Here is a 21,623-nt window from a genome sequence, read left to right as displayed (position 1 = left end):
GTGGTTGGGCGGGACGTGGGTCAGGTGGGCTGTACCACGGTCAGTCGGCGGTCGGGCAGGTGCCCGGTGAGCGCGACGGTGGGGCCGTGGGAGAGCCCCTTCGGATCCGGCACGTCGGAGGGGACCGGGATCTCAGCCGCGAGCGGACGGTCGGACGCGCCGGGTGCGGGTGGGAAGGGGGCGGCGGTCTCGATCAGGCGCGTGTAGTAGTCGAGTGACTTGGCCATGTCGACGGTGACCGCGGCCGTGACCCGGCCCTTGTAGCCGTAGACCATCGCCAGGCGACGCTCCTCCAGCGTGCCCTGGGCGATGACCACGTGGTCGGAGAAGGTGGGCACGCCCACCGACTTGATGTTGAGCCCGAACTGGCTCGACCAGAACGTCGGGAGGGCAAGGTGCGGGCGCCGCAGAGGTCCGGGATTGACCATGTTGTGGGCGGCCACCTCGGCTTGCGCGACCGCGTTGCCCCAGTGCTCCAGAGAGAGCATCTGGTAGCCGAACAGCGGGTGGGGGAAGCGTGAGACGTCACCGGCCACGAAGACGTCGTCGGTGACGATGCCGTACATGTCAAAGGCCCGACACCCGGCATCGCAGGCGATCCCGCGCGGGCCTGCTGCCAGTCCGGAGTCCGCCAGCCATTCGACGTTGCGGACCGCCCCCAAGGCCGCCACGCACACGTCCGCCTCCACACGGCTGCCGTCGGACAGGTCCGCACCGGTGAACCGGCCGTTCCCGTCGCCCCGCAGGGCGGTGACGGTCACCCCGCAGCGCAGGTCCACCCCGTTGTTGCGCTGCATGGCGGCCGCGAGCTTCGACAGGGTGCCGCCGAGCGCGCCCACCAGAGGGGCGGGGCCGCGTTCGGTGACCGTGACGTCGAGACCGCGTTCCCGGCAGGCCGAGGCGATCTCCGAGCCGGTGAAGCCCCCGCCGATCACCAGCACCCGCCGCGGCCCCGCGGCCAGCCGCTCGGCCAGCCCGGCGGCGTCCTCGCGGGTGCGCAGAGTGAACACTCCGTCCAGGGCGGCCTCCTCCGCCTTGGGCCAGGGCCTGGCCCGGGTGCCGGTGGCGATCAGCAGCCGGTCGAACGGCAGCGAGTCGCCGTCGGCCAGCACCACCCGTTTGCCGAGAGGGTCCAGGCCGGTGGCGCGGACCCCGAGCCGCCAGTCGGCGTCCGGATCCCGGCGCATCGGCAGAGCGGTGGAGTCCGCCGCGACCTGGCCGAGCAGGACCTGCTTGGACAGCGGCGGCCGGTCGTAGGGCGGATGGGGCTCGTCCCCGACCACGGTCAGGGAGCCGGTGAAGCCCTCTTCGCGCAGCGCCTCGGCGGCCCGCAACCCGGCCAGCGACGCGCCGACGATGACGATCCGGCCTTCTCGAAGGTCAGCGGCCACCGGGGCTCACCTCCTCGCCGAGGAGGATGGCCTGGACCGGGCACGCCGCCGCGGCCTGGCGCACGCGCTCCAGTTGGTCGTCGGGAACGGCCGGGCCGTACAGCAGCCCCTCCTCCCCGTGCAGCTGGAACACCTCCGGCGCGAGGAACACGCACTGCGCATAGCCCTGGCAGCGTGTGAGGTCCACAACGATCTGCATCCCACTACTCCCTCCGTCGCCTCCCCCTCTCCGCTCCAGGGTGGGGGACGAATCGGACGCTCGCACTACCACCGCGCTGGGAACCGGGCTGACGTGGCGACCGTTCCGATGCCTCCCGCCGCCCGTTTGGCGCCCGCGCCGAGCCTTTCTCCCCTCCACCGGCCCAAGGGGGCCTCGGTGCGGAGCGGAGCGGGGCGGTCAGCCCAGGGTGCGGTCGAGGTTGAAGGCGGCGCTGATGAGGGCGAGGTGGGTGAACGCCTGGGGGAAGTTGCCTTGCTGCTCTCCGGTGTGGCTGATCTCTTCGGCGTACAGGCCGAGGTGGTTGGCGTAGGTGAGCATCTTCTCGAAGGCCAGGCGGGCTTCGTTCAGGCGTCCGGCGCGGGTGAGGGCCTCGACGTACCAGAAGGAGCAGATGGAGAAGGTGCCTTCCTCGCCTTCGAGGCCGTCCGGGCTGGCCTTGGGGTCGTAGCGCCAGACCAGGGAGTCCGACACCAGTTCTTCGCCGAGGGTGTCGAGGGTGGACAGCCATACGGGGTCGTTGGGGGAGATGAACTTGGTCAGCGGCATCATCAGCACCGCGGCGTCCAGTACGTCGCCGTCCTCGTGCTGGACGAACGCCTGCCGGGCGGGCGACCAGCCCTTGTCCATGATCCGCCAGTAGATCGCATCCCGGACCGGGCCCCAGCGGCCGAGCTCTGCGGGCAGGCTGCGGCGCCGGGCGATGCGGATGGCCCGGTCGATGGCCACCCAGCACATCAGGTGGGAGTAGAGGAACTTCTTGCGTCCGCCACGGGTCTCCCACACGCCCTCGTCCGGCTGGTCCCAGTGCTCGCAGACCCAGTCCACCAGGGCGCACACCCCACGCCAATGGCCGCTGGAGATGGGCCGGCACCACTTGTCGTACAGGTAGACGGAGTCGAGCAGGGCGCCGTAGATGTCGAGCTGCAGCTGCGTGGCGGCGCCGTTTCCGACTCGCACAGGCGCCGAGCCACGGTAGCCCTCCAGGTGGAGCAGCTCGCCTTCGGGCAACTCGGAGCGTCCGTCGATGCCGTACATGACCTGCAGCGGCCCGGAGGGTCCGCCGCCGCGCCGCTCGATGTGCTGGGTGAGGAAGCCCATGAACGCCTCGGCCTCCTCGGCGAAGCCGAGCCTGAGCAGGGCGTAGACGGCGAACGCGGCGTCGCGCACCCACACGTAGCGGTAGTCCCAGTTGCGGCCGCCGCCGATCTGCTCGGGCAGGCTGGTGGTGGGCGCTGCCACGATCGCGCCGGTGGGGGCGTAGGTAAGCAGCTTGAGGGTGAGGGCGGAGCGGTGCACCATCTCCCGCCATCGGCCGTGGTAGCGGGACTGGTGCAGCCAGCGCCGCCAGAAGGCGACCGTGGCGGTGAACTCCCGCTCGGCCTCGGCGTGCGGGCAGCGGCCCGGGAGAGCCTCACCGCCGGCCTGCTCCAGGGCGAAGACCGCGGTATCGCCCTGGGAGAGTTCGAACTGCGTCCACACGTCCTTCTCGTCGCACTCCAGCGGCACCGTGGCGGTCAGCGTCAGCGACAGTGCCTCGGAGGCGAACACGGCGGCCTGGTCCAGCATCCGCACGGTGTGCGGGTCGGCGCCATAGCCGAACCGGGGGGCCACCCGGGCCCGGAACGGGATCGTTCCACGCACGCACACCACCCGCCGGACCAGCCTGGGGCGATCAGCCTCGCCGGGGTCCGCCACGGGCATGAAATCCTGGATCTCCCCCAGCCCGTCCTCGGTGAAGAACCGGGTGATCAGCACATTGGTGTCCGGGAAGTAGAACTGCTTGGTGCTGGCCGGAACGGCGGCAGCCAGCTCGAACGCCCCGCCCCGATCCGCGTCCAGGATGGCCGCGAAGACACTCGGGGAGTCGAAAGCGGGGCAGCAGTACCAGTCGATGGTGCCGTCGGTGCCTACCAACGCCACCGTGCGCAGATCCCCGATCAAGCCGTGCTCCGCGATCGGCAGGTACCGGACGGACTTGTGCTGTGTCGGCGCTCCGGACATCGCAGCAGCCTCCCTTTGCCTCTGCCTGAGTCCTTCCCGATCGCGGGGACATCAGGCCGCCCGGCGAGGGCATCCACCAGGCCGAACAAGCGGCGTTGAACCGACTGGCGCAACAAGACCGGCGCCACTCGGCTCGGCTTCACCGTCATGATTCCGAGCGGGCACCTGCCACGGCCCTCCTCGTAGCATGGAGATGCACGCGGTCTTCTTCGCGAAGTGGATATCGCCATGGCGGATGGCGAGGACCTGGAACAAGGTGCCGTCCAGGATCTACTGGACCAGACGCTCACCGGGACGGTGGGGAGCCTTGGCGCATCTTCAGGGGCGATCGTGCTGCTGGAGCGCGGCGGCGAGGTGCTGAGCCTTGAGGTGACGGCCGGGATTCCCCCGGAGTTCTTCAGCCCGCTGCGGCACATGCGGCTGGCCACCGCGACACCGGATCCGGTGCTTGAAGCGGTGCGCGAACGCCACCTGGTGTGGATCAGCTCCAGCGAAGACCTGGCACGCCGCTATCCGCACATCGCCCTGTTCCTACCGTACCCGCGGGCCCACGCCATCGTCCCGATCGCCAGCGGGCACACTGCCTGGGGCGCACTTGCGGTGCTGATGCCCCCTGAACGGTCGCCTGAGCTCAGCGCCTGGGAGCGCCGCACGCTCACCATTGCCAGCGACCGCATCGCGAAGGTGCTGCACGATGCCGCCGACGCTGGACACCCTCTCCAACCCGCACCCGAGCCCCGGTTCATCACCTTGACAAACCTCGCCTCGGCCAACCCCCCGGCCGCGTTCCTCTCACGCCTCCCTGACGGCGCGTGCTCCCTCGACCCGAATGGGAGGATCACCTTCGTCGACCCCACCGCCGCCGACCTGCTGGGCGACAGCATCCCGCACCTGCTCGGCACCCGGCTGCGGGAGGCGCTGCCGTGGCTGGATGATCCGGCCTACGAGCATCGGCTTCAGGACGCGGCCATCAGCCAACTGCCGACCTCGTTCACAGCGGTACGGCCACCCGACAGGCGCCTGCTGTTCCAGCTCTACCCTGACCGCACTGGCCTCAGCGTGCGCATCAGCGCAACCGACAACGCGCACCCCGCGAAGGCACCGACTGATGGCGGCGCCGGGCCGGACCGTTTGGACGCGATGCGTCATCTGGTACGCCTGGCCGGCACCCTGGCGGAAGCGGCGACCGTCCGCGACATCGTCGACCTGGTGGCCGACCACCTCATGGTCCCCTTCCGCGCGCAGGGCTTCCTGCTGCTGGTCCCCGAGGCCGGACGGGTCCACGTCGTCGGCCACTGCGGCTTCACCCCCGAGTTGCTGGACTCCCTCAACCACACGCCCTTGACGGCGAACACCCCAAGCGTGCTGGGTCTGACCGCCGGGGTCCCGTCCTTCTTCCCCACCCGGGACGAATTCCACGCGGCCTACCCAGCGAGCCCAGCCATCGACGGCGGCATGGCCGCGTGGGCGTTCCTGCCGCTGATCGCCTCCGGGCACCCCATCGGGACCTGCGTGCTCGGCTACCAGCAGCCGCACCCCTTCACCTCCGACGAGCGCACCCTCCTCACCTCCCTCGGCGCCCTGATAGCACAAGCCCTCGGCCGAGCACGGCAGTACGACGCCGAACACCAGCTCGCCCACGGACTCCAAGCGCGCCTGCTGCCGCACGCCCTGCCGAAGATCCCCGGCCTGGACGTGGCCGCGCGCTACCTGCCCGCCAGCCACGGCGTGGACATCGGCGGCGACTTCTACGACCTCATCCGCCTGACGACCACCGAGGCAGCCGCGGTCATCGGCGACGTCCAAGGCCACAACGTCAGCGCCGCCGGACTGATGGGGCAGGTCCGCACCGCAGTCCACGCCTACGCCATCGCAGGCGCCACCCCGGGCGAGATCCTCGCCCGCACCAACCGACTACTGACCGACCTCGACCCCGACCTGCTCACCAGCTGCCTGTACGCGCATCTCGACCTCGCCCACCACAGCACCCAGCTGGCCACCGCCGGACACCACCCGCCCTTGCTGCGCCGCCCCGATCTGCACACCGAGATCCTCGACGTACCGCCAGGGCCCCTGCTGGGCGTGGATCCCGCAGCGTCCTACCCCACCACCGAAGTCGCCCTGCCCCCCGCCACCGTCCTCGCCCTGTACACCGACGGACTCATCGAAACCCCCGGCACCGACCACGACACCAACATCACCAAGCTCGTGACGGCCCTCTCACGCGCCGGCCACACCCTCGACGGCATCGCCGACGCGCTCCTCGACCAAGCCCACCCATCCGGCAACCAGGGCGACGACACCGCCCTCCTACTTCTGCGCATCGGACAGACCGGGAGTATCGGTCTTGGCCCTGTCCAGCCAAGACCGTACAGACCCGCAGCTGGCGGCGACGTCTGCCGCCCCTTGGCGGCGCGGACACTCGTCCCCGATCACGGGAGCGGGTCCGGGAGCGTCCGCACTCCTGGACCGCCTCGACGGTCATGCAGCTGTGCAGGTCGGTGACGGCCAGGTGGCTCGGCACGGTCACGATGTCCGCCATGGCGAACTCGCCGATGACCGGGCGGATGCCCAGCGGCTCGGGGAAGGCCCACTGCAGGGCGGGCAGCTCGTCCCGGGTGGTACGTCAGCCGGCCGCCGGTGTGGCGCAGCCGGCGGCCAGGGCCGCGGGCACCGTGGTGGTCCCTGCGATGGCCTTCTACGGCGGCCTCGGCGACCTGCTGGCCACCGCCGCGATGGGCGACTGGACGGCGGCCGACGAGGTGCACATCGCCTACGGGCTGAGTAGCTGCACCCCACCCCGGGCACCCGGCTGTCGGGCACCGTCTCGCGGGAGGGCGTGCTCGGAGAACGCCGTGCCCGGACCGTCGCGCTCGGGGCGCAGCGCGGCGAGCCCAGGCCGAGGACATCCTCGCCCGCATCGCCGACGACATCGCCGTCACCACCGAGGAGATCCTCGCCTGCAGCGACGGCGGCGCACACCCGGGCGCAGACGTGGGCAGCGGGGTCGAGGGTCAGCACCAAGGCCAGAAACGGCAGCGCAGCAGGGCGGGCGCGCCGGTTCGCAGGACGCGACAGGAACCGTGGGCCGGCCCCGACCGTCAGTTCCAGGAGCAGGGGGTCCAGACCGAGCGAAGGACCGCACCATGAGCACCCGTACCGTCCGCCACGCCCAGGTCGCCCTCGATTCAGGGCTCTTCGGTCCGTCCTCGGTGACCTGGCACCTGCACGCGGATCCGGCCATGTGGATCGGCGGCATCAGCGCCCTCCACCTGCAGGCGCTGCATCCGCTCGCGGCGCTGGGCATCGTGCAGAATTCCTCCTTCGAGGACGACCCCTTCGGGCGGCTCGTGGGCACCGGCTCGTTCATCGTCGCGACCACCTGGGGCACCCGGGAGCAGGCGGAGCGGGCGGGCGCCCGGGTCCGGCGCGTGCACGAGCGGCTTCGCATCCACGACCCGGCAACCGGTGGGGTCCACCGGCTCGACAGCCCCGACCTGCTGCTCTGGGTGCACTGCGCGCTGGTCAGGTCCAACCTGCATGCCGTGCTGCGAGGCGGTCCGGACCTTCCGGCCGAGCAGGCGGATCGTTACGTCCGTGAGCAGCGGCTGATCGCGGCCCTGGTGGGACTGCCGCCCGGCGAAGTCCCCGGTACGGTGGCGGACCTGGAGGACTACCTGTCCGGCATGCGACCGGTGCTGGCCGCCACCGCCGAGGCGATGCTGATCCACCGTTTCCTCGTCCGGCCACCGCTGCGCGGATCGCTCAGGTCGCTGCGCCCTGCGTGGAACGCGGCCTCCCGGCTGGGGTACTCGCTCATGCCGCCCTGGGCCCGCGACTTCTACGGCCGGCCCGGCATGCCCGCGCCGCTGGCGACGGCAGCGCTGCGCGCCGCCCGTTCCGTGGCCTATCTGATACCCCGGGGAAGAAGGCTCGACTTCCCCGTCCCTCATCTGAGCCAGGCGGTTGCCCGGCTCGGCAAAGCAAGCGTTCCGTCCGGTCGGCGGCTTCGGACCTGCGAGTGAGCCACGGGAGGACCGGACGGTCGGCATTGCGCCGGGCGGCCGAACGCGCCGAGCAGGCCGTCACTGAGGAAGTTCCATCGTGATTGGTGCAGGTCACCGGCTTGGTGTGACGAGTCGTTGGGGTGCTCGTGCAGCTCGCCATGGTGATCGTCGCGGGGAGATCATCCGTCATTGCGCGACCTGGTGGTGCGTCAGCACCAGCAGGGCCCTCACCAGCGCGGTCGCGTGCCGACCAGCCGCGCGAGGTCGGGGTCGCGGTGCTGGCGAAGGGCGCTGGCAGGTCCTTGGTCGCCCAGCGCAACAGCAACGGCCACATCCGCGCTTACATCGCGCTCCGCGCACCGGAGGACTGGCACGTGGCCGCCGGTATCGACCTCGGCGACCGGCGGGCCGTGCGGACGCACCTGCTGAGGATGTTCGACGGCTGGGACGAGAGCCTGCGCTACATCCTGCGCAACAGCGACAACGGGTTCGTCAACCGGTCCCTGTTCGTCCTGCCCGTCCCGCACACCTGGGAGCACGTTCCCGGCGTCACGCTGCTCGGCGATGCCGCGCACCTGATGCCCCCGGTTGGGCTGGGCGCCAATCTCGCCATGCTCGACGGCTCCGCCCGATCTGGACGCGGGTATCGCTTGCGGCACAGACCCGTCAGTCGCGGGCACGGAGGCTGGCTTCCTCGAGGTCGAGTTCGCGCTGGATCCGGCGCCGGGTGGCGTTGCTGATCGTGTTTGCTTCGTAAAGGCGCTGGAGCTCGGCCGCCTCAATGCCGATGAGTGTCCGGCGTATCTCGCGGTAGGCGTCGGCGGGACGGGCGTCCGGGTCGCTGTAGTGGGCATCTTCCGCCTGGTGGATGCGCGCTTCCAGATCGCGATGAGCCTGTTTCAAGGCGGCCTCAGCGGCGGCGCCCAGTTCGGCGAGCTCATCCAGATCGCCAAGCTGTTTGAGCTCTTCGAGAGCGGTATGGGCAATGTGTCGGCGGGTCCGGGCCTCCTCGCGGGCGGTGTGCTCCGGTTCCAGAGCGATGCCCGAGCGGCGGACGACAGGAACGAGGGTGAAGCCCTGGAAAACAACGGTGAGCGCGATGGTCCCGGTGGTGAGCGTGAGGATGAGCGCCCGGTGCGGCAGCGGCGCCCCTGTGTGGGTGACCAGGGGGATGGAGAGCGCGGCGGCCAGCGGCATGACGCCTCGGGTGCCCGCCCAGGACAGGACGGCCGGAACGCGCCAGGAGAGGCGACTGTCGCCCTCCTTGTGCCGGTACTGGATCAGGGCGGACAGCGGGAAGATCCACAGCAGGCGGATCGCCAGCACTGTGAAGGCGATCACCGGCACCCACAGCGGCCAGCCGTGCTCGTCGTGCGTGAGGTGACGGACGGCGGAGGGGAGCTCGAGACCGATGAGGGCGAAGACGACGCTCTCCAGCAGGAAAGTCACGGTGTCGTAGACGGCGTGGATCTGGAGACGGACGGGGGCGTTGCTGAGCTTGTGGCCGGTGCTGCCGAGGACGACCCCGGACACGATGACGGCGGTCACGCCGGAGGCGTGCGAGTCCTCCGCGATGACGTACGAGGCGTACGGAGTGACCAATGCAATGACGGTCTCCAGCACGGGGTCTTCGGTCCGCCTGCGGATGAGGGTCACCACTGCGGCGACCGCCGCGCCGATGAGGGCTCCTCCGCCCGCGAGGATCAGGAACTGCTCGACGGTCCCGGACACGGTGATGGCGCTGCCGGAAACCGCGGTCGCCACGGCGACCTTGTACAGAACCAGCGACGTGGCGTCGTTGAACAGGCTTTCCGCCTGCACCATGGCCTGCACACGCGGTGGGAGGGACAGGCGGCGGCCGAGTGCGGTAACGGCCACGGGGTCGGTGCTGGCCAGGACAGCGCCGAGGATGAACGCGGTCGCGGTGGTGAGCGGGGTGATCGCTCGGGCGACGTACCCGACGGCGACGGCCGAGGCCAGGACCAGACCGAAGACCAGGCCGGTCACAGGCCGCCACACGCTGCGCAGGTCGCGGACAGAGATTTCCCCGGCCGAGGCGTAGAGCAGTGGCGGCAGTACCAACACGCTGATCACGTGCGGCGGCAGGCGGACCTCGGGAACCCAAGGTATGAGCCCGACGACCAGACCGGCAATGACGAGGAGCGAGGGAGCGGGCAAGCGCCAGCGCCGGGCACCGGTCGCCACTGCCGTGGCCAGGACCACGAGCAGCAGGATGACGGTCAGGCCAGTCATACAGCGTCCCCGGTGGGTTACGGCTTGTTACCCCCCTCTGACCAGGTGCTCTACCAACGTAACCGGATTTACGGACGCCAGCCCACCGCCAACGGCGGCCTCGGCGACAAGGACCGGCCCCCTGAGCGGCGTACGGTGAAAAACGGCTACCCAAATTCCTGGCCTCGGCCGCCATGGTGTCGCAGGCCGCTGCCGCGCCCCAAGCCGGTAACAACCGCCACCGCACACCCCGACATCCCGGCGTACTCCTGCGCCACGCTCAAGAATTGGCTGGATAAGCGCGCAAAGCGGACACGCCGGAGTGGCGCAAGGTTTCCCTCATGTGGTCGGAGCAGTGCTGATAGTCACCTGCCCGCACCCGGCAGAACACATCGCCGGAGGAGCCTGGCCCTCGGCGTCAGCGATGAGGTCGGCCAAGCCGTCCGCTGCAACAGGCGGTGGCCCGGCACGGCCCGCTGCCCGAGGAGACCGTCCGGGGACGCCGACCACGAAGGCGGTCGCCATCCACGGTGTCGCGGCCTGGGTGTCCGCGTCCACGACGGGCGCGTGACGGATGGCCACCAGGCCACCGGGATCGGCACCTCCAGGGTGACGGACCACTGGCTCGACCGCCGGCCCGCCCACCGGGTGCCGTGCGAGGTCCAGCACGACAGGGACGCCCCGCCCCCGCCCGGCATCACCAGGCCCGCACGCACCACCTACTGCGGTCACAGCATCAACTGCGCATCCGCCGCCAGCCGTTGGCCGTCCCGCAGCACGAGGGTGGTCCAGGGCCCCACGAGGGGTAGCGCTCGCCCACATGGCGCGTGTCCCGTACAGGCGGGCGCCCATCCCGCCGCCGATGAACACGCTTGAAGCGTGCCCTGCCGGTCGTCCAGGCGCACCGCCCATCATTGTTCACAATTGTTTATACTGTGGGATATCCGATCAACTCTAAGCATCAAGTGGAGACGAGCGTGATCGTCACGGGGCGCATTGCCCTGGCCGGTGCCCGGCTGGTCCTGCCCGGCGGCGTCGTCGAGGGCGGCCTCCTCGCTGTCGAGGGATCCCGGATCGCCGCCATCACCAGCGGTGAGACCGAGCCCGGTGATCTGGACCTGACCGGCTACACGGTCGTGCCCGGCTTCGTGGACCTGCACGTCCACGGCGGCGGCGGCGCCGCCTACGCCTCCGGTGTCGCGGAGGAGGCGCTGCTGGTGGCCCGGACCCACCTGGAGCACGGCACCACGACGACGGTGGCCTCCACCGTCACCGGGGAGATCGACGACCTCGTCCGCCAGGCGGCCGTGCTGTCCGAGCTGGTCGAGGACGGTGTGCTCGCGGGCATCCACTTCGAGGGCCCGTTCATCTCGCACCACCGGTGCGGTGCGCACCGGCCGGACCTGCTGCGTGACCCGGATCCGTCGCTGGTGCGTGAGTTGGTCGACGCCGCCCGCGGTCACGCGAGGATGGTGACCCTGGCCCCCGAACTCCCCGGCGGCCTGGACTCGGTGCGGATGCTGGCCGACCTCGGCGTGATCGCCGCCGTCGGGCACACCGACTCCGACTACGCCACCGCGCTGGCGGCGATCGAGGCCGGGGCGACGGTGGCCACCCACCTGTTCAACGGCATGCCGGGCATCGGCCACCGCGCCCCGGGGCCGGTGGTGGCCCTGTTGGAGGACGAGCGGGTCACCGTCGAGCTGATCAACGACGGCGTGCACCTCCACCCCTCCGTCCTCGACCTCGCCTACGGCACCGCCGGCCCCGCCCGCGTCGCCCTGATCACCGACGCCATGGGCGCCGCCGGCATGGGCGACGGCCTCTACCCCCTCGGCCCCCTCCAGGTCGAAGTCAAGGACGACGTCGCCATGCTCCCCGACGGCAGCTCCATCGCGGGATCGACCCTGACTCTCGACCGGGTCTTCCAACGGGCCGTCACGATTGGGAGGCTGACTCTCACTCAGGCTGTCGAGTCGCTCTCGGCGACCCCGGCCCGGCTGCTCAGGCTCGGCGACTCGGTCGGCTCGCTGGAGGCCGGCAAGCTCGCCGATCTAGTCGTGGTCGATTCCGAAAGCTACGACCTGGTCGCCGTGATGCGCCGCGGCCGGTGGGTCCACGGCGGCGAGACCTTCACCACCGTGAAGCCTGCCTGAGCCGCGCCCCGAGCAGCACGACAGCGAGGCCCGTCCCAGCCGGGACGGGCCTCGGCTCGTCAACGTCCTCAGACCGCAGACGCGTTGAGGACGCCCAGCAGGCGGGCGACCTCCGTCGCCATGGCGGTTCGTCCGGAGCCGAGGTAGCGGCGGGTGTCGACGAGCGACGGGTCGTCGTCGAGGGTGCGGCGCACGGCGTGGGTGAAGACCTGGTTGAGGTGGGTGGCGATGTTGACCTTGGTCATGCCGTGCTCGACGGCGCGGGTCAGGTGTTCGTCGGCGACGCCGGAGGAGCCGTGCAGGACCAGCGGGACCGGGACGGCCACGCGCAATGCGGCGATCAGGTCGTAGTCGAGGACGGCGTCGCGGGTGAGCATGGCGTGGGAGGTGCCGACGGCGACGGCGAGCGCGTCTACGCCGGTGGCGGCGACGAAGGCCGCGGCCTCGGCGGGGTCGGTCCGGGCGCCGGGGGCGTGGACGCCGTCCTTGCCGCCGACCTCGCCGAGTTCGGCCTCCACCCACACGCCCGCCGCGTGGCAGCGGGCGACGACGTCGGCGGTGGCGCGCACGTTTTCCTCGTAAGGCAGCACGGAGGCGTCGAACATGACCGAGGAGAAGCCGAGTTCGACGGCCTCGGCCACGAGGTCGGTGGAGGTGGCGTGGTCGAGGTGGACGGCGACCGGCACCGAGGCGGTGCGGGCGGTGGCGAGCACGGCGGATGCTATCGGGGCGAGCGCCCCGTGGTAGCGGACGGCGTTCTCGCTCAACTGCAGGACCACCGGCGCGTCGGCGGCCTCGGCGCCCGCGACGATGGCCTGGGCGTGTTCGAGCTGGATGACGTTGAACGCACCGATGCCGCGCGCGGCGTCCGCCGCGGGGGTGACGATGGCGCCGGTTCCGGTCAAGGGCATCAGGATCTCCTCTGAGGGTGGAGGGGGTGGACGTCCACCAGCTCTCGCAGGCGGCGGTGGACGTCGGGGTCGAAGTCGCCGGCCAGCGGGGCGCGCACGGCGGCAGCGGACAGGGCCACCGCCTCGGCCAGCCGCTCCGGCCAGGCGGTGGCGTCGACCAGGCCGAGCGTCAGGGCGGCCACCACGGCGTCGCCGGCCCCGGTGGGGTTTCCAGCCAGGTGCTCCGGCGGTGCGGCCCGCCAACTCCCCTGCGGTGTCACGGCGATGAGACCGTCCGGGCCGAGCGAGGCGACCACCGCTCCGGCTCCGCCGTCGACCAGCGCAGCGGCGGCGGCGACAGGGTCCGTCAGGCCGGTGGCGGCGGCGAGTTCGTCGGCGTTCGGCTTGACCAGGTCCGGGCCTGCCGCCAGCGCGGCCCGCAGAGTGGCACCGTCCGCGTCGACCACCGCCGGGACCCGGTGGGCGTGGGCCAGCCGGACCAGCCGGCCGTACGCGTCCTCGGGCGCGCCCGGCGGGAGGCTGCCGGAGAACACGACGGCCGCCGCCCGGGGCAGGAGCCGGGCGAGGTGGTCGAGCAGCCGGGCCCAGTCCTCGCTGGACACCGCCGGGCCCGGTTCGAGCAGGATGGTGGTGTCCCCGGCGCTCTCATCCACCACCGCCACCGTGCGGCGGGTCTCCCCGGCGATCGGCAGTAGGTGTTCGGGCAGGCGGGCGGTGGCGAGCTCGCGCCGCAGCGTCGCGCCCGCGGTTCCTCCGGCGAAGCCGGTGACCACGGTCTCGCGGCCGAGGGCGTGCAGTACCCGGGAGACGTTGACGCCCTTCCCGCCGGCCCGCTCGGCCTTCGCCCGCACCCGGTTGCTGCCCTGCGGGCGCAGCCGGTCGACCCAGTAGGTGACGTCGAGCGCGGCGTTCAGCGTGACGGTCAGGATCACCGGCCGGCCTTTCGCTGGAGCAGGTCGTGGGCCAGCAGGGCGGCGCCCTGGCAACCGGCCTCGTGGCCGAGTTCGGCGGGGAGGATCTGCGGCAGCGTCTGGAAGGTGAGCCGTTCGGCGACCGCCGCGCGCAGGGGGGTGAAGTACGGATCGCCGGCCCGGGCGAGGCCGCCGCCGATCACGACCGGGACGAAGAGGAAGTCCCGGCTGCCGCGCCCAGCGCCGATACGTGCTTCGGCCAGTCCCGGACCGGCAGTTGCCGCCAGCCGAGGTTGGCCGCGAGGACCGATGCCCTGACGTCTCGTCGACGATGCCGGGCACCGCGATGCCCGCCGCCGGACCGTGCCGGTCGGCCAGCTCGCGGGCGGCCGCCAGCACCGTCTCCAGCACCGCGTCCGGGCCCCGCTCGGCGCCGGTGAACCACCGGTCGGTCTCCCGCAGGACGCCGTCCTCGTCGGCCGCGCCGCCCTTGATGTAGGTGCCGCCGACATCGAGGGCGATCACTCTGGTCGCGGCTGTGCCAGCACGATCGAGCGGGTCAGGTTGCGCGGCCGGTCGGGGTCCAGACCGCCGGCCTTGGCCAGCTCCACGGCCAGGCGCTGGGCGCGCACCAGGTCCGCCAGCGGGTCGAGGTCGGTCACCGAGGTGATGGCGCCGATGCCCTGGACCTGCCCCAGCAGCCCGGTCGGCGGCTCGCCGAAGAACCACACCACCCGGCCCGGGGCGGCGATGCTGATCGGGCCGTGCCGGTACTCCATCGCCGGGTAGGACTCGGTCCAGGCGCCGGAGGCCTCGCGGAGCTTGAGCGCCGCCTCGTTGGCCAGGCCGACCGTCCAGCCGGTGCCGACGAAGGTGAACTGGCCCGCGGCAGCGGCCCCTTCGGGCAAGGGCTCGGCCAGCGCTCGCGCGGCCTGCTCGGGCAGGTCGGCCGGAGCCAGGCCCAGGTGGCCGCGCAGCAGCGCCAGTGCCGTGGTGGCGAAGCGGGTCTGCACCACCGACTTCTCGTCCGCGAACTCCAGGTCCACCACGGTGTTCGCAGCCGTGCTGATCGGCGTGTCGAGATCACCGGTGAGCGCCGTGCTCGGAATGTGCCCGGCGCGAGCGAGGGCGGCGAGCACCTCGGTCGTCGTGCCGGAGCGGCTGATGGCGACCAGCCGGTCGTAGCCGCGGGCGGCCGGGAACTCTGAGGCCGCGAACGCGTCGGTCTCCCCCAGACCCGCGGCCTCGCGCAGCGACGCGTACGCCTGCGCGATGTAGAGCGAGGTACCGCAGCCGATCACGGCCACCCGCTCGCCGTTCTCCGGAAGGCCGGCGGGCTTCAGCTCCAGGGCCCGGCGCCAGCACTCCGGCTGGCTGACGATCTCCTGCTCGACATGGCTCATGGTGATCCTCTCGTGCGCAATGATGAGCATTGGTGCTCATAGATGCTTGTTTTATAGTGCACACAATCACTTTTGATCAATCCCGCGCATGCGATCGCAGTGGTTGCACGCGTGCGCGATCGTCACACCAGCCCCGGCTCGATCCACCTGAGACCCGGGGCCGAAGGAAGAGACCCCGGTCGCGTCCGGCCATCCTCCGTACGGGTGAGTGAGGCTCATCACTGGTTCGCGCCATCGGTTCGCAGACTGGGTAGGAGTACGTTCCTTCGACCAACGGCTGGGGATCCTCCCCCGACCGCGCACCCCCCGGTCAGCAGCGCTTCCGACGAGAAAGACACCAGACATGTCTGTACTTGTCCCGTCCCAGCCCCCACCCCAGTCCGTCGGCGTGGTCGCCGAGTCGTCCAGCGGGGAGACCCGCGTCGCGGCGACACCGGCGACCGTGCGGCAGTTGCTCGGTCTCGGCTACGACGTCGTCGTCGAGCCGGAGGCCGGTGCCGCCTCCGGCTTCACCGACGCCGCCTACACCGAGGCCGGGGCGCGCATCGGCGACGCCTGGGCGGCGGAGGTGGTCCTGAAGATCAACGCCCCGACGGACGACGAGATCGCCCGGCTGCGCGAGGGCACCACCCTGGCCGGCCTGATCGCGCCCGCACAGCACCCCGAGCTGCTCAAGGCGCTCTCCGACCGCGGCGTCACCGCGCTGGCGCTGGATGCCGTCCCGCGGATCTCCCGGGCGCAGTCGATGGACGTGCTCAGCTCGATGGCCAACATCGCCGGGTACCGGGCGGTGATCGAGGCGGCCCACGTGTTCGGGCGCTTCTTCACCGGCCAGGTCACCGCCGCGGGCAAGGTCCCGCCGGCGAAGGTCCTGGTGGCGGGTGCCGGTGTGGCCGGCCTGGCCGCCATCGGCGCCGCGTCCAGCCTGGGCGCGATCGTCCGGGCGACCGACCCGCGGCCCGAAGTGGCCGACCAGGTACGGTCGTTGGGCGGCGAGTACCTGGCCGTGAAGGTCGCCCAGGAGGCGAGCACCGACGGGTACGCCAAGGCGACCTCCGCCGAGTACGACCGCGCCGCCGCGGCGCTGTACCACGAGCAGGCGAAGGACGTGGACATCATCGTCACGACCGCGCTGATCCCCGGCCGCCCGGCCCCGCGGCTGGTCACGGCCGAGGACGTGGCGGCGATGCGGCCCGGAAGCGTCATCGTCGACATGGCCGCCGCACAGGGCGGGAACGTCGAGGGCACGGTGGCGGGCCGGACGGTGGTCACGGACAACGGCGTCACCATCATCGGGTACACCGACCTGGCGGCCCGACTGCCCGCACAGGCCTCGCAGTTGTTCGGCACCAACCTGGTCAACCTGTTGAAGCTGCTGACGCCCGACCGGGACGGCCGGCTGGTCCTCGACTTCGACGACGTGATCCAGCGGGCCGTGACGATCGTCCGCGACGGCGAGATCACCTGGCCGCCGCCGCCCGTGGCGGTGTCGGCCGCTCCGGCCGCGCAACCCGCCGCGCCGGTGTCCACGGCGGAACCGGGACGGCCCCGCCTCGGCCCCGCGGCGCGCTTCGGCCTGATCGGCGCGGGGATGCTCGCGGGCTTCCTGCTGACCGCCTTCGCGCCGGCCCAACTGGCCCAGAACCTCACGGTGTTCGCACTCGCCGTGGTCATCGGCTACTACGTCATCGGCAAGGTGCACCACGCCCTGCACACCCCGCTGATGTCGGTGACCAACGCGATCTCCGGGATCGTGGTGATCGGGGCCCTACTGCAGATCGGCCACGAGAGCCGCGTCGTGACCCTGCTGTCCTTCATCGCCGTGCTGTTGACCAGCGTGAACATCTTCGGCGGCTTCGCCGTCACCCGCCGCATGCTGTCGATGTTCTCGACCTCCCCCGAAAGGCGTTGAGCCCGATGACTTCCACGACGGCCTCGCACGCCGCGGACCTGGTCGCCGCGCTGCTGTTCATCCTCAGCCTCGCCGGGCTCTCCCAGCACCGGACCTCACGGGCCGGTGTCGTCTACGGCATCGCCGGCATGGCCCTCGCGCTGGTCGCCACCGTGGTGGTGACGGCGCAGAGCATCACCGCCGGCGCGGTCGCGCTGATCGTGATCGCGATGGCGCTCGGCGGTGCGGCCGGGCTGTGGCGGGCGCGGCGGGTCGAGATGACGCAGATGCCCGAACTGATCGCCGTCCTGCACAGCTTCGTCGGTCTCGCCGCCGTCCTGGTCGGCTGGAACAGCTACCTGGAGGTCGAGTCCCACGGGTCCGGCCAGACCCGGATCGCCGGTGACCTGCTCGGCATCCACCACGCCGAGGTCTTCATCGGCGTCTTCATCGGCGCGGTCACCTTCACCGGCTCCATCGTGGCCTTCCTGAAGCTGTCCGCCCGGATCGCCTCGCGTCCGCTGACACTGCCCGGGAAGAACGCCCTCAATCTGGGCGCGCTGGCCGCCTTCCTGGGCCTGACGGTCTGGTTCACCGCCAGCCCGGGCCCGGTCCTGATGGTCGCGGTCACCGTGCTGGCGCTCGCCCTGGGCTGGCACCTGGTCGCCTCGATCGGCGGCGGCGACATGCCCGTGGTGGTCTCCATGCTGAACAGCTACTCGGGCTGGGCCGCGGCCGCCTCCGGGTTCCTGCTCGACAACAATCTGCTCATCGTCACCGGGGCGCTGGTCGGCTCCTCCGGCGCCTACCTCTCGTACATCATGTGCAAGGCCATGAACCGCTCCTTCCTGTCCGTGATCGCGGGTGGGTTCGGCATCGAGGCCCAGTCCGGTGGGAGCGAGGAGCAGGGCGAGCACCGCGAGGTCCACGCCGAGGAGGTCGCCGGGCTGCTCGACCGGGCCCGGTCAGTGGTGATCACCCCCGGCTACGGCATGGCCGTGGCGCAGGCCCAGCACCCGGTGGCCGAGCTGACGCAGCGGCTGCGCGATCGCGGGGTCGAGGTCCGCTTCGGGGTGCACCCCGTCGCCGGGCGCCTGCCCGGGCACATGAACGTGCTGCTGGCCGAGGCGAAGGTGCCCTACGACATCGTCCTGGAGATGGACGAGATCAACGACGACTTCGCCGCGACCTCGGTCGTCCTCGTCATAGGCGCCAACGACACCGTCAACCCGGCCGCCACCGAGGACCCGGCCAGCCCGATCGCCGGGATGCCGGTGCTGCGGGTGTGGGAGGCCGAGCAGGTGGTCGTCTTCAAGCGCTCGATGGCCTCCGGCTACGCGGGGGTGCAGAACCCGCTCTTCTTCCGGGACAACACCGGCATGCTCTTCGGCGACGCCAAGCAGAGCGTCGAGGCGATCCTGCGGGCCCTGCCCGGCCGGGACCCCGAAGGTGCGGTCCCGGCCGGCGGGCGGGCGGCGGCGGCGCGGTAGCACCGCCACGCCCGGGGTGGAGCGGGCCGTCGGACCGGTGCGGAGGGGCGTCACCCACTGCACCGGTCAATGGCTCGGACTTCGGGGTCGCTGTTCTCGGTGCCCGCACGGGCGTTGGAGACCATGCGGCCCGACCTGCTGCGCGGTCGGGTACGGCACGAGCCACTCGGCTTCCGGCTGCTGCAGCAACGCTGCGACGGCATGTCGTCAAGCGTCCTTCGGCAACGGCTCACGGAGCTCCAGGAGGCCCGCCTCGTCGAACGGCTGCCTGACGGCGTACGCCCTCACCTCCCTCGGCCAGGACGCCCACAAGGCCCTGCGTCCGCTCACCGAGTGGTCGCGGCGGTGGGCGGCCGAGCTTGAACTCGGACCATGACACAGTTCCCTGCGGCGGCGCGGACCGCGGTCGGGGTGTTGGTCGAGGTGTTGTCGGCCGAGCGGCAGCGGCAAGGCGTACCGGTCATCGGCTCGCGCCTTGCGCCCATGCGCGGCGTGTGGTCGCGGGGAGGACGTGGCCGAACACGCTGCCGGAGAAGTGTCCGTCGGCCAGGACTGTGTCCGGGTCCTCGAGTTCCTTGAGGACGCGTTCCCGGGTCGCGGTGGCCGCGGCGAGATCGTGGTCGAACGCGCAGGTCCAGTGGGTTTCGGTGACCTGGGCTTGGGTGTGCATGACGTCGCCGAGGATGAGCAGGCGCCGGGGGTCCTTGCCCGAGGGGTCGGTGACGACCAGGCTGAGGTGTCCGGGGGTGTGGCCGGCGGTGTCCAGCACGTGCACCCCGGGAGCTATCTCCTCGCCGTCGGCGACGAAACCGATCCGGTCGGCGAGGGGCGCCTGGACGGCCAGTGGATCGGGGCCGGCGGGGTCGGCGGTGCCGGACCAGTGGTTCCACTCGGCCTCGGTGGTCAGGTGCCGGGCGCGGGGGAAAACCAGCTCGGTGACGGGCCGGTCCGGGGCGAGGCCGGGGGCCGGAGCGAACGGGCTGGTCCAGCCGACGTGGTCGTGGTGCAGGTGCGTGTAGACCACGGTGTCGATGTTGGCGGGTGTCAGGCCCTCGTCGGCGAGCGAGTCGAGGAGGGATCCGCCGTGGAAGTCGGCCACTCCCGGAACCGTGAACTCGACGCGCCCCAGCCCGAGGTCGACGAGGAGGTTGCGCGCGTCAACGGTGCGGATCAGGAACGAGCCGATGCTGACGGTGAACCGGCCGTCGAGGTCGAGGTGCGCGCCGTGCGTGGCCCAGCCCTCGGGGGCGCTGCCCGGGAGGAAGGCCGAGGGGTTGATGCGTCCGTAGCCGTCGGGCAGGAACGTGACGGCGGTGCTGCCGACGTTCAGCCGGGCGCGCGGTGCGGGGTGGGTCATGAGGACCTCCGGGGAGAGCGTTGTCTTGTCCGCCACTCACTTTCGGAGCGTGGCCACCCGTTGGGAAGTACGCACTTGCAAGTCAGTCGCGGACCTGGAAGTGGGCTCTGGCCTCTTCACTTCCCATCAGTTAGCTTGCAGCGGTGTCGACTTCACTCTCTCGCCGCCGGCCGCGTCCCGGAACTCCCGGTCGGGCGCCCGTGCTTCTGCCCGACGGTCACGCCGCGGACGTGTACAGCGCCCCGTGCCCTTCGCGGGCCGCTCTGGACCGCATCGCAGACAAGTGGACCGCGCTCATCGTGGGCCAGCTGGCCTGCGGCACGAGACGCTTCGGGGAGCTGCGGGACGAGATCGAGGGCATCAGCGAGAAGATGCTGACCCAGACGCTGCGCAGCCTGGAACGCGACGGGTTGGTCAGCCGCGAGGTCCACCCCGTGGTGCCGCCCCGGGTCGAGTACCGGCTCACCGAGCTCGGCCTCACCCTCGACGGCCCGCTGGCGGCCGTGCGTGAATGGGCGGAGCAGCACATCAACGAGGTCGAGCAGGCCCGACTGCGGTACGACGCCGGGGCATGACGTCGCCGTCACGATCACCCGCGCTGTCACGCCGCAACGGTCGACATGTCAATCGTCGCAGCCGTGCCGACGACGTGAGCGACGCGTGATCGCCCTCCGCCGGCGCCCGTTGCGTGCATCCTCGTAACGGCCTGGACCCGATCGACTCCGCGACGTTGTGGCTGGGGCGACGCGTCCACCTCGTCCTGTACGGACGTGCGTTCGCGTGTGACGCCGGTCTCAGCCCCAGGAAGATCGTCTGTACTCAGAGCACGGATGGCGACTCGGTCAGTAGCGGATAAATGGGACAAATCCCGACATAAACCGTGAGCCCGCTCACACCTGAAGACGTCAACGACGGGCGATAGTGGTCGCTCCCGGCGCCACCCGTCACCCGCGACCGCGGCATTTGCCCAGCTCAGCACCGTCGCCGACCGCACGACCCGCCCCGCGAATCAACGCCGGTTCACCCCTGAATACGACAGCGGATCGTAGCAAGGGGGTCTTGTCGACAACCGATCCCACCTGGCTCAATTGCTGCATGCCACCCCGGCACCTGTCCCGCCGGTGAATGGCCTACCGCCAAGTCACACCCGCGACCGTCATGGCCCCTGTCCGGCCACGGTCCAAAACGGGGGTGACTCGGCCCAACCCGATTGAGGTCTTGCTCTACATGCCCACTTTCAAGCTGCGTATGCGTACCTCTGCCGCGATTTTTGCCGGCGCCGCCGGTCTGACCGCCCTGGGTGCCGCCGTGGTCCCCGCCACCGCGAACGCCGCGGACGCCTCCCCGCAGGCGATCGCCGCCCAGATGGTGCCGGCGGACCAGCTGGCCTCGTTCAGCCAGATCGTCTCCCACGAGTCCGGCTGGAGCGTGACCGCGACCAACCCGAGCTCGGGCTCCTACGGCCTGGGCCAGGCCCTGCCGGCCTCCAAGATGGCCTCCGCCGGCGCCGACTGGAAGACCAACCCGGCCACCCAGATCAAGTGGACGCTGGACTACATGAACTCCCGCTACGGCAGCCCGAACGCCGCCTGGGCCTTCTGGCAGACCCACCACTGGTACTAAGCCGACCCCTCGGCCAAGCACCACACCCGA

At 71.2% G+C, this 21,623-nt stretch carries 15 protein-coding genes and 3 pseudogenes; 9 read left to right on the top strand and 9 right to left on the bottom strand.

The features are described from left to right. Positions 1 to 20: 20 nt before the first annotated feature. The 3 genes from ACIG5E_RS14865 to ACIG5E_RS14855 form a co-directional block, all read right to left on the bottom strand. Positions 21 to 1,391 (bottom strand): NAD(P)/FAD-dependent oxidoreductase, encoded by a 1,371-nt coding sequence (locus tag ACIG5E_RS14865; RefSeq protein ID WP_396533803.1) that lies wholly within the window; start codon positions 1,389 to 1,391, stop codon positions 21 to 23. After that, on the bottom strand, positions 1,381 to 1,590 hold the full coding sequence (locus ACIG5E_RS14860) for a ferredoxin (protein ID WP_396533802.1): 210 nt from the start codon (positions 1,588 to 1,590) through the stop codon (positions 1,381 to 1,383). Before ACIG5E_RS14860 ends, ACIG5E_RS14865 begins: the two co-directional genes overlap by 11 nt. A gap of 198 nt (positions 1,591 to 1,788) precedes the next feature. Further along, a complete protein-coding gene (locus tag ACIG5E_RS14855) occupies positions 1,789 to 3,612 on the bottom strand; it encodes a glycoside hydrolase family 15 protein (RefSeq protein ID WP_396533801.1) in 1,824 nt (607 codons plus the stop codon). 228 nt (positions 3,613 to 3,840) lie between these two features. Here ACIG5E_RS14855 and ACIG5E_RS14850 point away from each other — a divergent pair, with 228 nt between their 5' ends. The 4 genes and pseudogenes from ACIG5E_RS14850 to ACIG5E_RS14835 form a co-directional block, all read left to right on the top strand. Continuing rightward, the gene (locus ACIG5E_RS14850; RefSeq protein ID WP_396533800.1) at positions 3,841 to 6,117 is read left to right on the top strand and encodes a SpoIIE family protein phosphatase; all 2,277 of its coding nucleotides are present in this window, start codon (positions 3,841 to 3,843) and stop codon (positions 6,115 to 6,117) included. 152 nt (positions 6,118 to 6,269) lie between these two features. Continuing rightward, a pseudogene (locus ACIG5E_RS14845) lies at positions 6,270 to 6,466 on the top strand (saccharopine dehydrogenase); the annotation flags it as partial. Positions 6,467 to 6,758: 292 nt separating this feature from the next. After that, entirely contained in the window at positions 6,759 to 7,637 is an 879-nt protein-coding gene (locus tag ACIG5E_RS14840; protein WP_396533799.1) for an oxygenase MpaB family protein, read from the top strand. A gap of 254 nt (positions 7,638 to 7,891) precedes the next feature. Further along, positions 7,892 to 8,245: pseudogene (locus tag ACIG5E_RS14835) on the top strand (FAD-dependent oxidoreductase); the annotation flags it as partial. A gap of 40 nt (positions 8,246 to 8,285) precedes the next feature. On the opposite strand, the gene ACIG5E_RS14830 reads toward ACIG5E_RS14835, so the two are convergent. Next, on the bottom strand, positions 8,286 to 9,872 hold the full coding sequence (locus ACIG5E_RS14830; RefSeq protein WP_396533798.1) for a Na+/H+ antiporter: 1,587 nt from the start codon (positions 9,870 to 9,872) through the stop codon (positions 8,286 to 8,288). 956 nt (positions 9,873 to 10,828) lie between these two features. Between ACIG5E_RS14830 and nagA the strand changes: the two genes are divergently transcribed. After that, positions 10,829 to 12,007, top strand: coding sequence for an N-acetylglucosamine-6-phosphate deacetylase (gene nagA, locus ACIG5E_RS14825; RefSeq protein ID WP_396533797.1), 1,179 nt, complete (start codon positions 10,829 to 10,831; stop codon positions 12,005 to 12,007). 68 nt (positions 12,008 to 12,075) lie between these two features. On the opposite strand, the gene ACIG5E_RS14820 is transcribed toward nagA, so the two are convergent. From ACIG5E_RS14820 to ACIG5E_RS14805, 4 genes and pseudogenes are all read right to left on the bottom strand, one after another. Then, positions 12,076 to 12,918: a ketose-bisphosphate aldolase gene (locus ACIG5E_RS14820; RefSeq protein WP_396533796.1), complete on the bottom strand. Its 843-nt coding sequence runs from the start codon at positions 12,916 to 12,918 to the stop codon at positions 12,076 to 12,078. Next, positions 12,918 to 13,850 (bottom strand): 1-phosphofructokinase family hexose kinase, encoded by a 933-nt coding sequence (locus ACIG5E_RS14815; RefSeq protein ID WP_396533795.1) that lies wholly within the window; start codon positions 13,848 to 13,850, stop codon positions 12,918 to 12,920. Before ACIG5E_RS14815 ends, ACIG5E_RS14820 begins: the two co-directional genes overlap by 1 nt. Next, positions 13,847 to 14,324, bottom strand: a pseudogene (locus ACIG5E_RS14810) (hypothetical protein). The gene ACIG5E_RS14815 and the pseudogene ACIG5E_RS14810 overlap by 4 nt, the downstream one beginning before the upstream one ends. A gap of 26 nt (positions 14,325 to 14,350) precedes the next feature. Further along, positions 14,351 to 15,232: an SIS domain-containing protein gene (locus ACIG5E_RS14805; RefSeq protein ID WP_396533794.1), complete on the bottom strand. Its 882-nt coding sequence runs from the start codon at positions 15,230 to 15,232 to the stop codon at positions 14,351 to 14,353. 343 nt (positions 15,233 to 15,575) lie between these two features. Here ACIG5E_RS14805 and ACIG5E_RS14800 point away from each other — a divergent pair, with 343 nt between their 5' ends. After that, positions 15,576 to 17,144 carry a Re/Si-specific NAD(P)(+) transhydrogenase subunit alpha gene (locus tag ACIG5E_RS14800; RefSeq protein WP_396533793.1) on the top strand — a complete coding sequence of 523 codons (1,569 nt, stop codon included), beginning with the start codon at positions 15,576 to 15,578 and terminating at the stop codon, positions 17,142 to 17,144. Positions 17,145 to 17,149: 5 nt separating this feature from the next. Then, complete coding sequence (pntB, locus tag ACIG5E_RS14795; RefSeq protein WP_396533792.1) at positions 17,150 to 18,613, top strand: Re/Si-specific NAD(P)(+) transhydrogenase subunit beta; 1,464 nt, start codon at positions 17,150 to 17,152, stop codon at positions 18,611 to 18,613. 460 nt (positions 18,614 to 19,073) lie between these two features. On the opposite strand, the gene ACIG5E_RS14790 is transcribed toward pntB, so the two are convergent. Beyond that, positions 19,074 to 20,006 carry an MBL fold metallo-hydrolase gene (locus ACIG5E_RS14790; protein ID WP_396533791.1) on the bottom strand — a complete coding sequence of 311 codons (933 nt, stop codon included), beginning with the start codon at positions 20,004 to 20,006 and terminating at the stop codon, positions 19,074 to 19,076. Between the two features lie 194 nt (positions 20,007 to 20,200). Between ACIG5E_RS14790 and ACIG5E_RS14785 the strand changes: the two genes are divergently transcribed. After that, positions 20,201 to 20,545: a winged helix-turn-helix transcriptional regulator gene (locus ACIG5E_RS14785; RefSeq protein WP_396533790.1), complete on the top strand. Its 345-nt coding sequence runs from the start codon at positions 20,201 to 20,203 to the stop codon at positions 20,543 to 20,545. Positions 20,546 to 21,218: 673 nt separating this feature from the next. Beyond that, on the top strand, positions 21,219 to 21,593 hold the full coding sequence (locus ACIG5E_RS14780; RefSeq protein ID WP_396533789.1) for a lytic transglycosylase domain-containing protein: 375 nt from the start codon (positions 21,219 to 21,221) through the stop codon (positions 21,591 to 21,593). Positions 21,594 to 21,623: the final 30 nt, after the last annotated feature.

It is taken from the genome of Kitasatospora sp. NPDC053057 (assembly GCF_044546945.1).
Taxonomy (GTDB): Bacteria; Actinomycetota; Actinomycetes; order Streptomycetales; family Streptomycetaceae; genus Kitasatospora.
The sequence above is the reverse complement of the archived record's forward strand: the minus strand, read 5'-3'. Positions and strand labels throughout refer to the sequence as shown.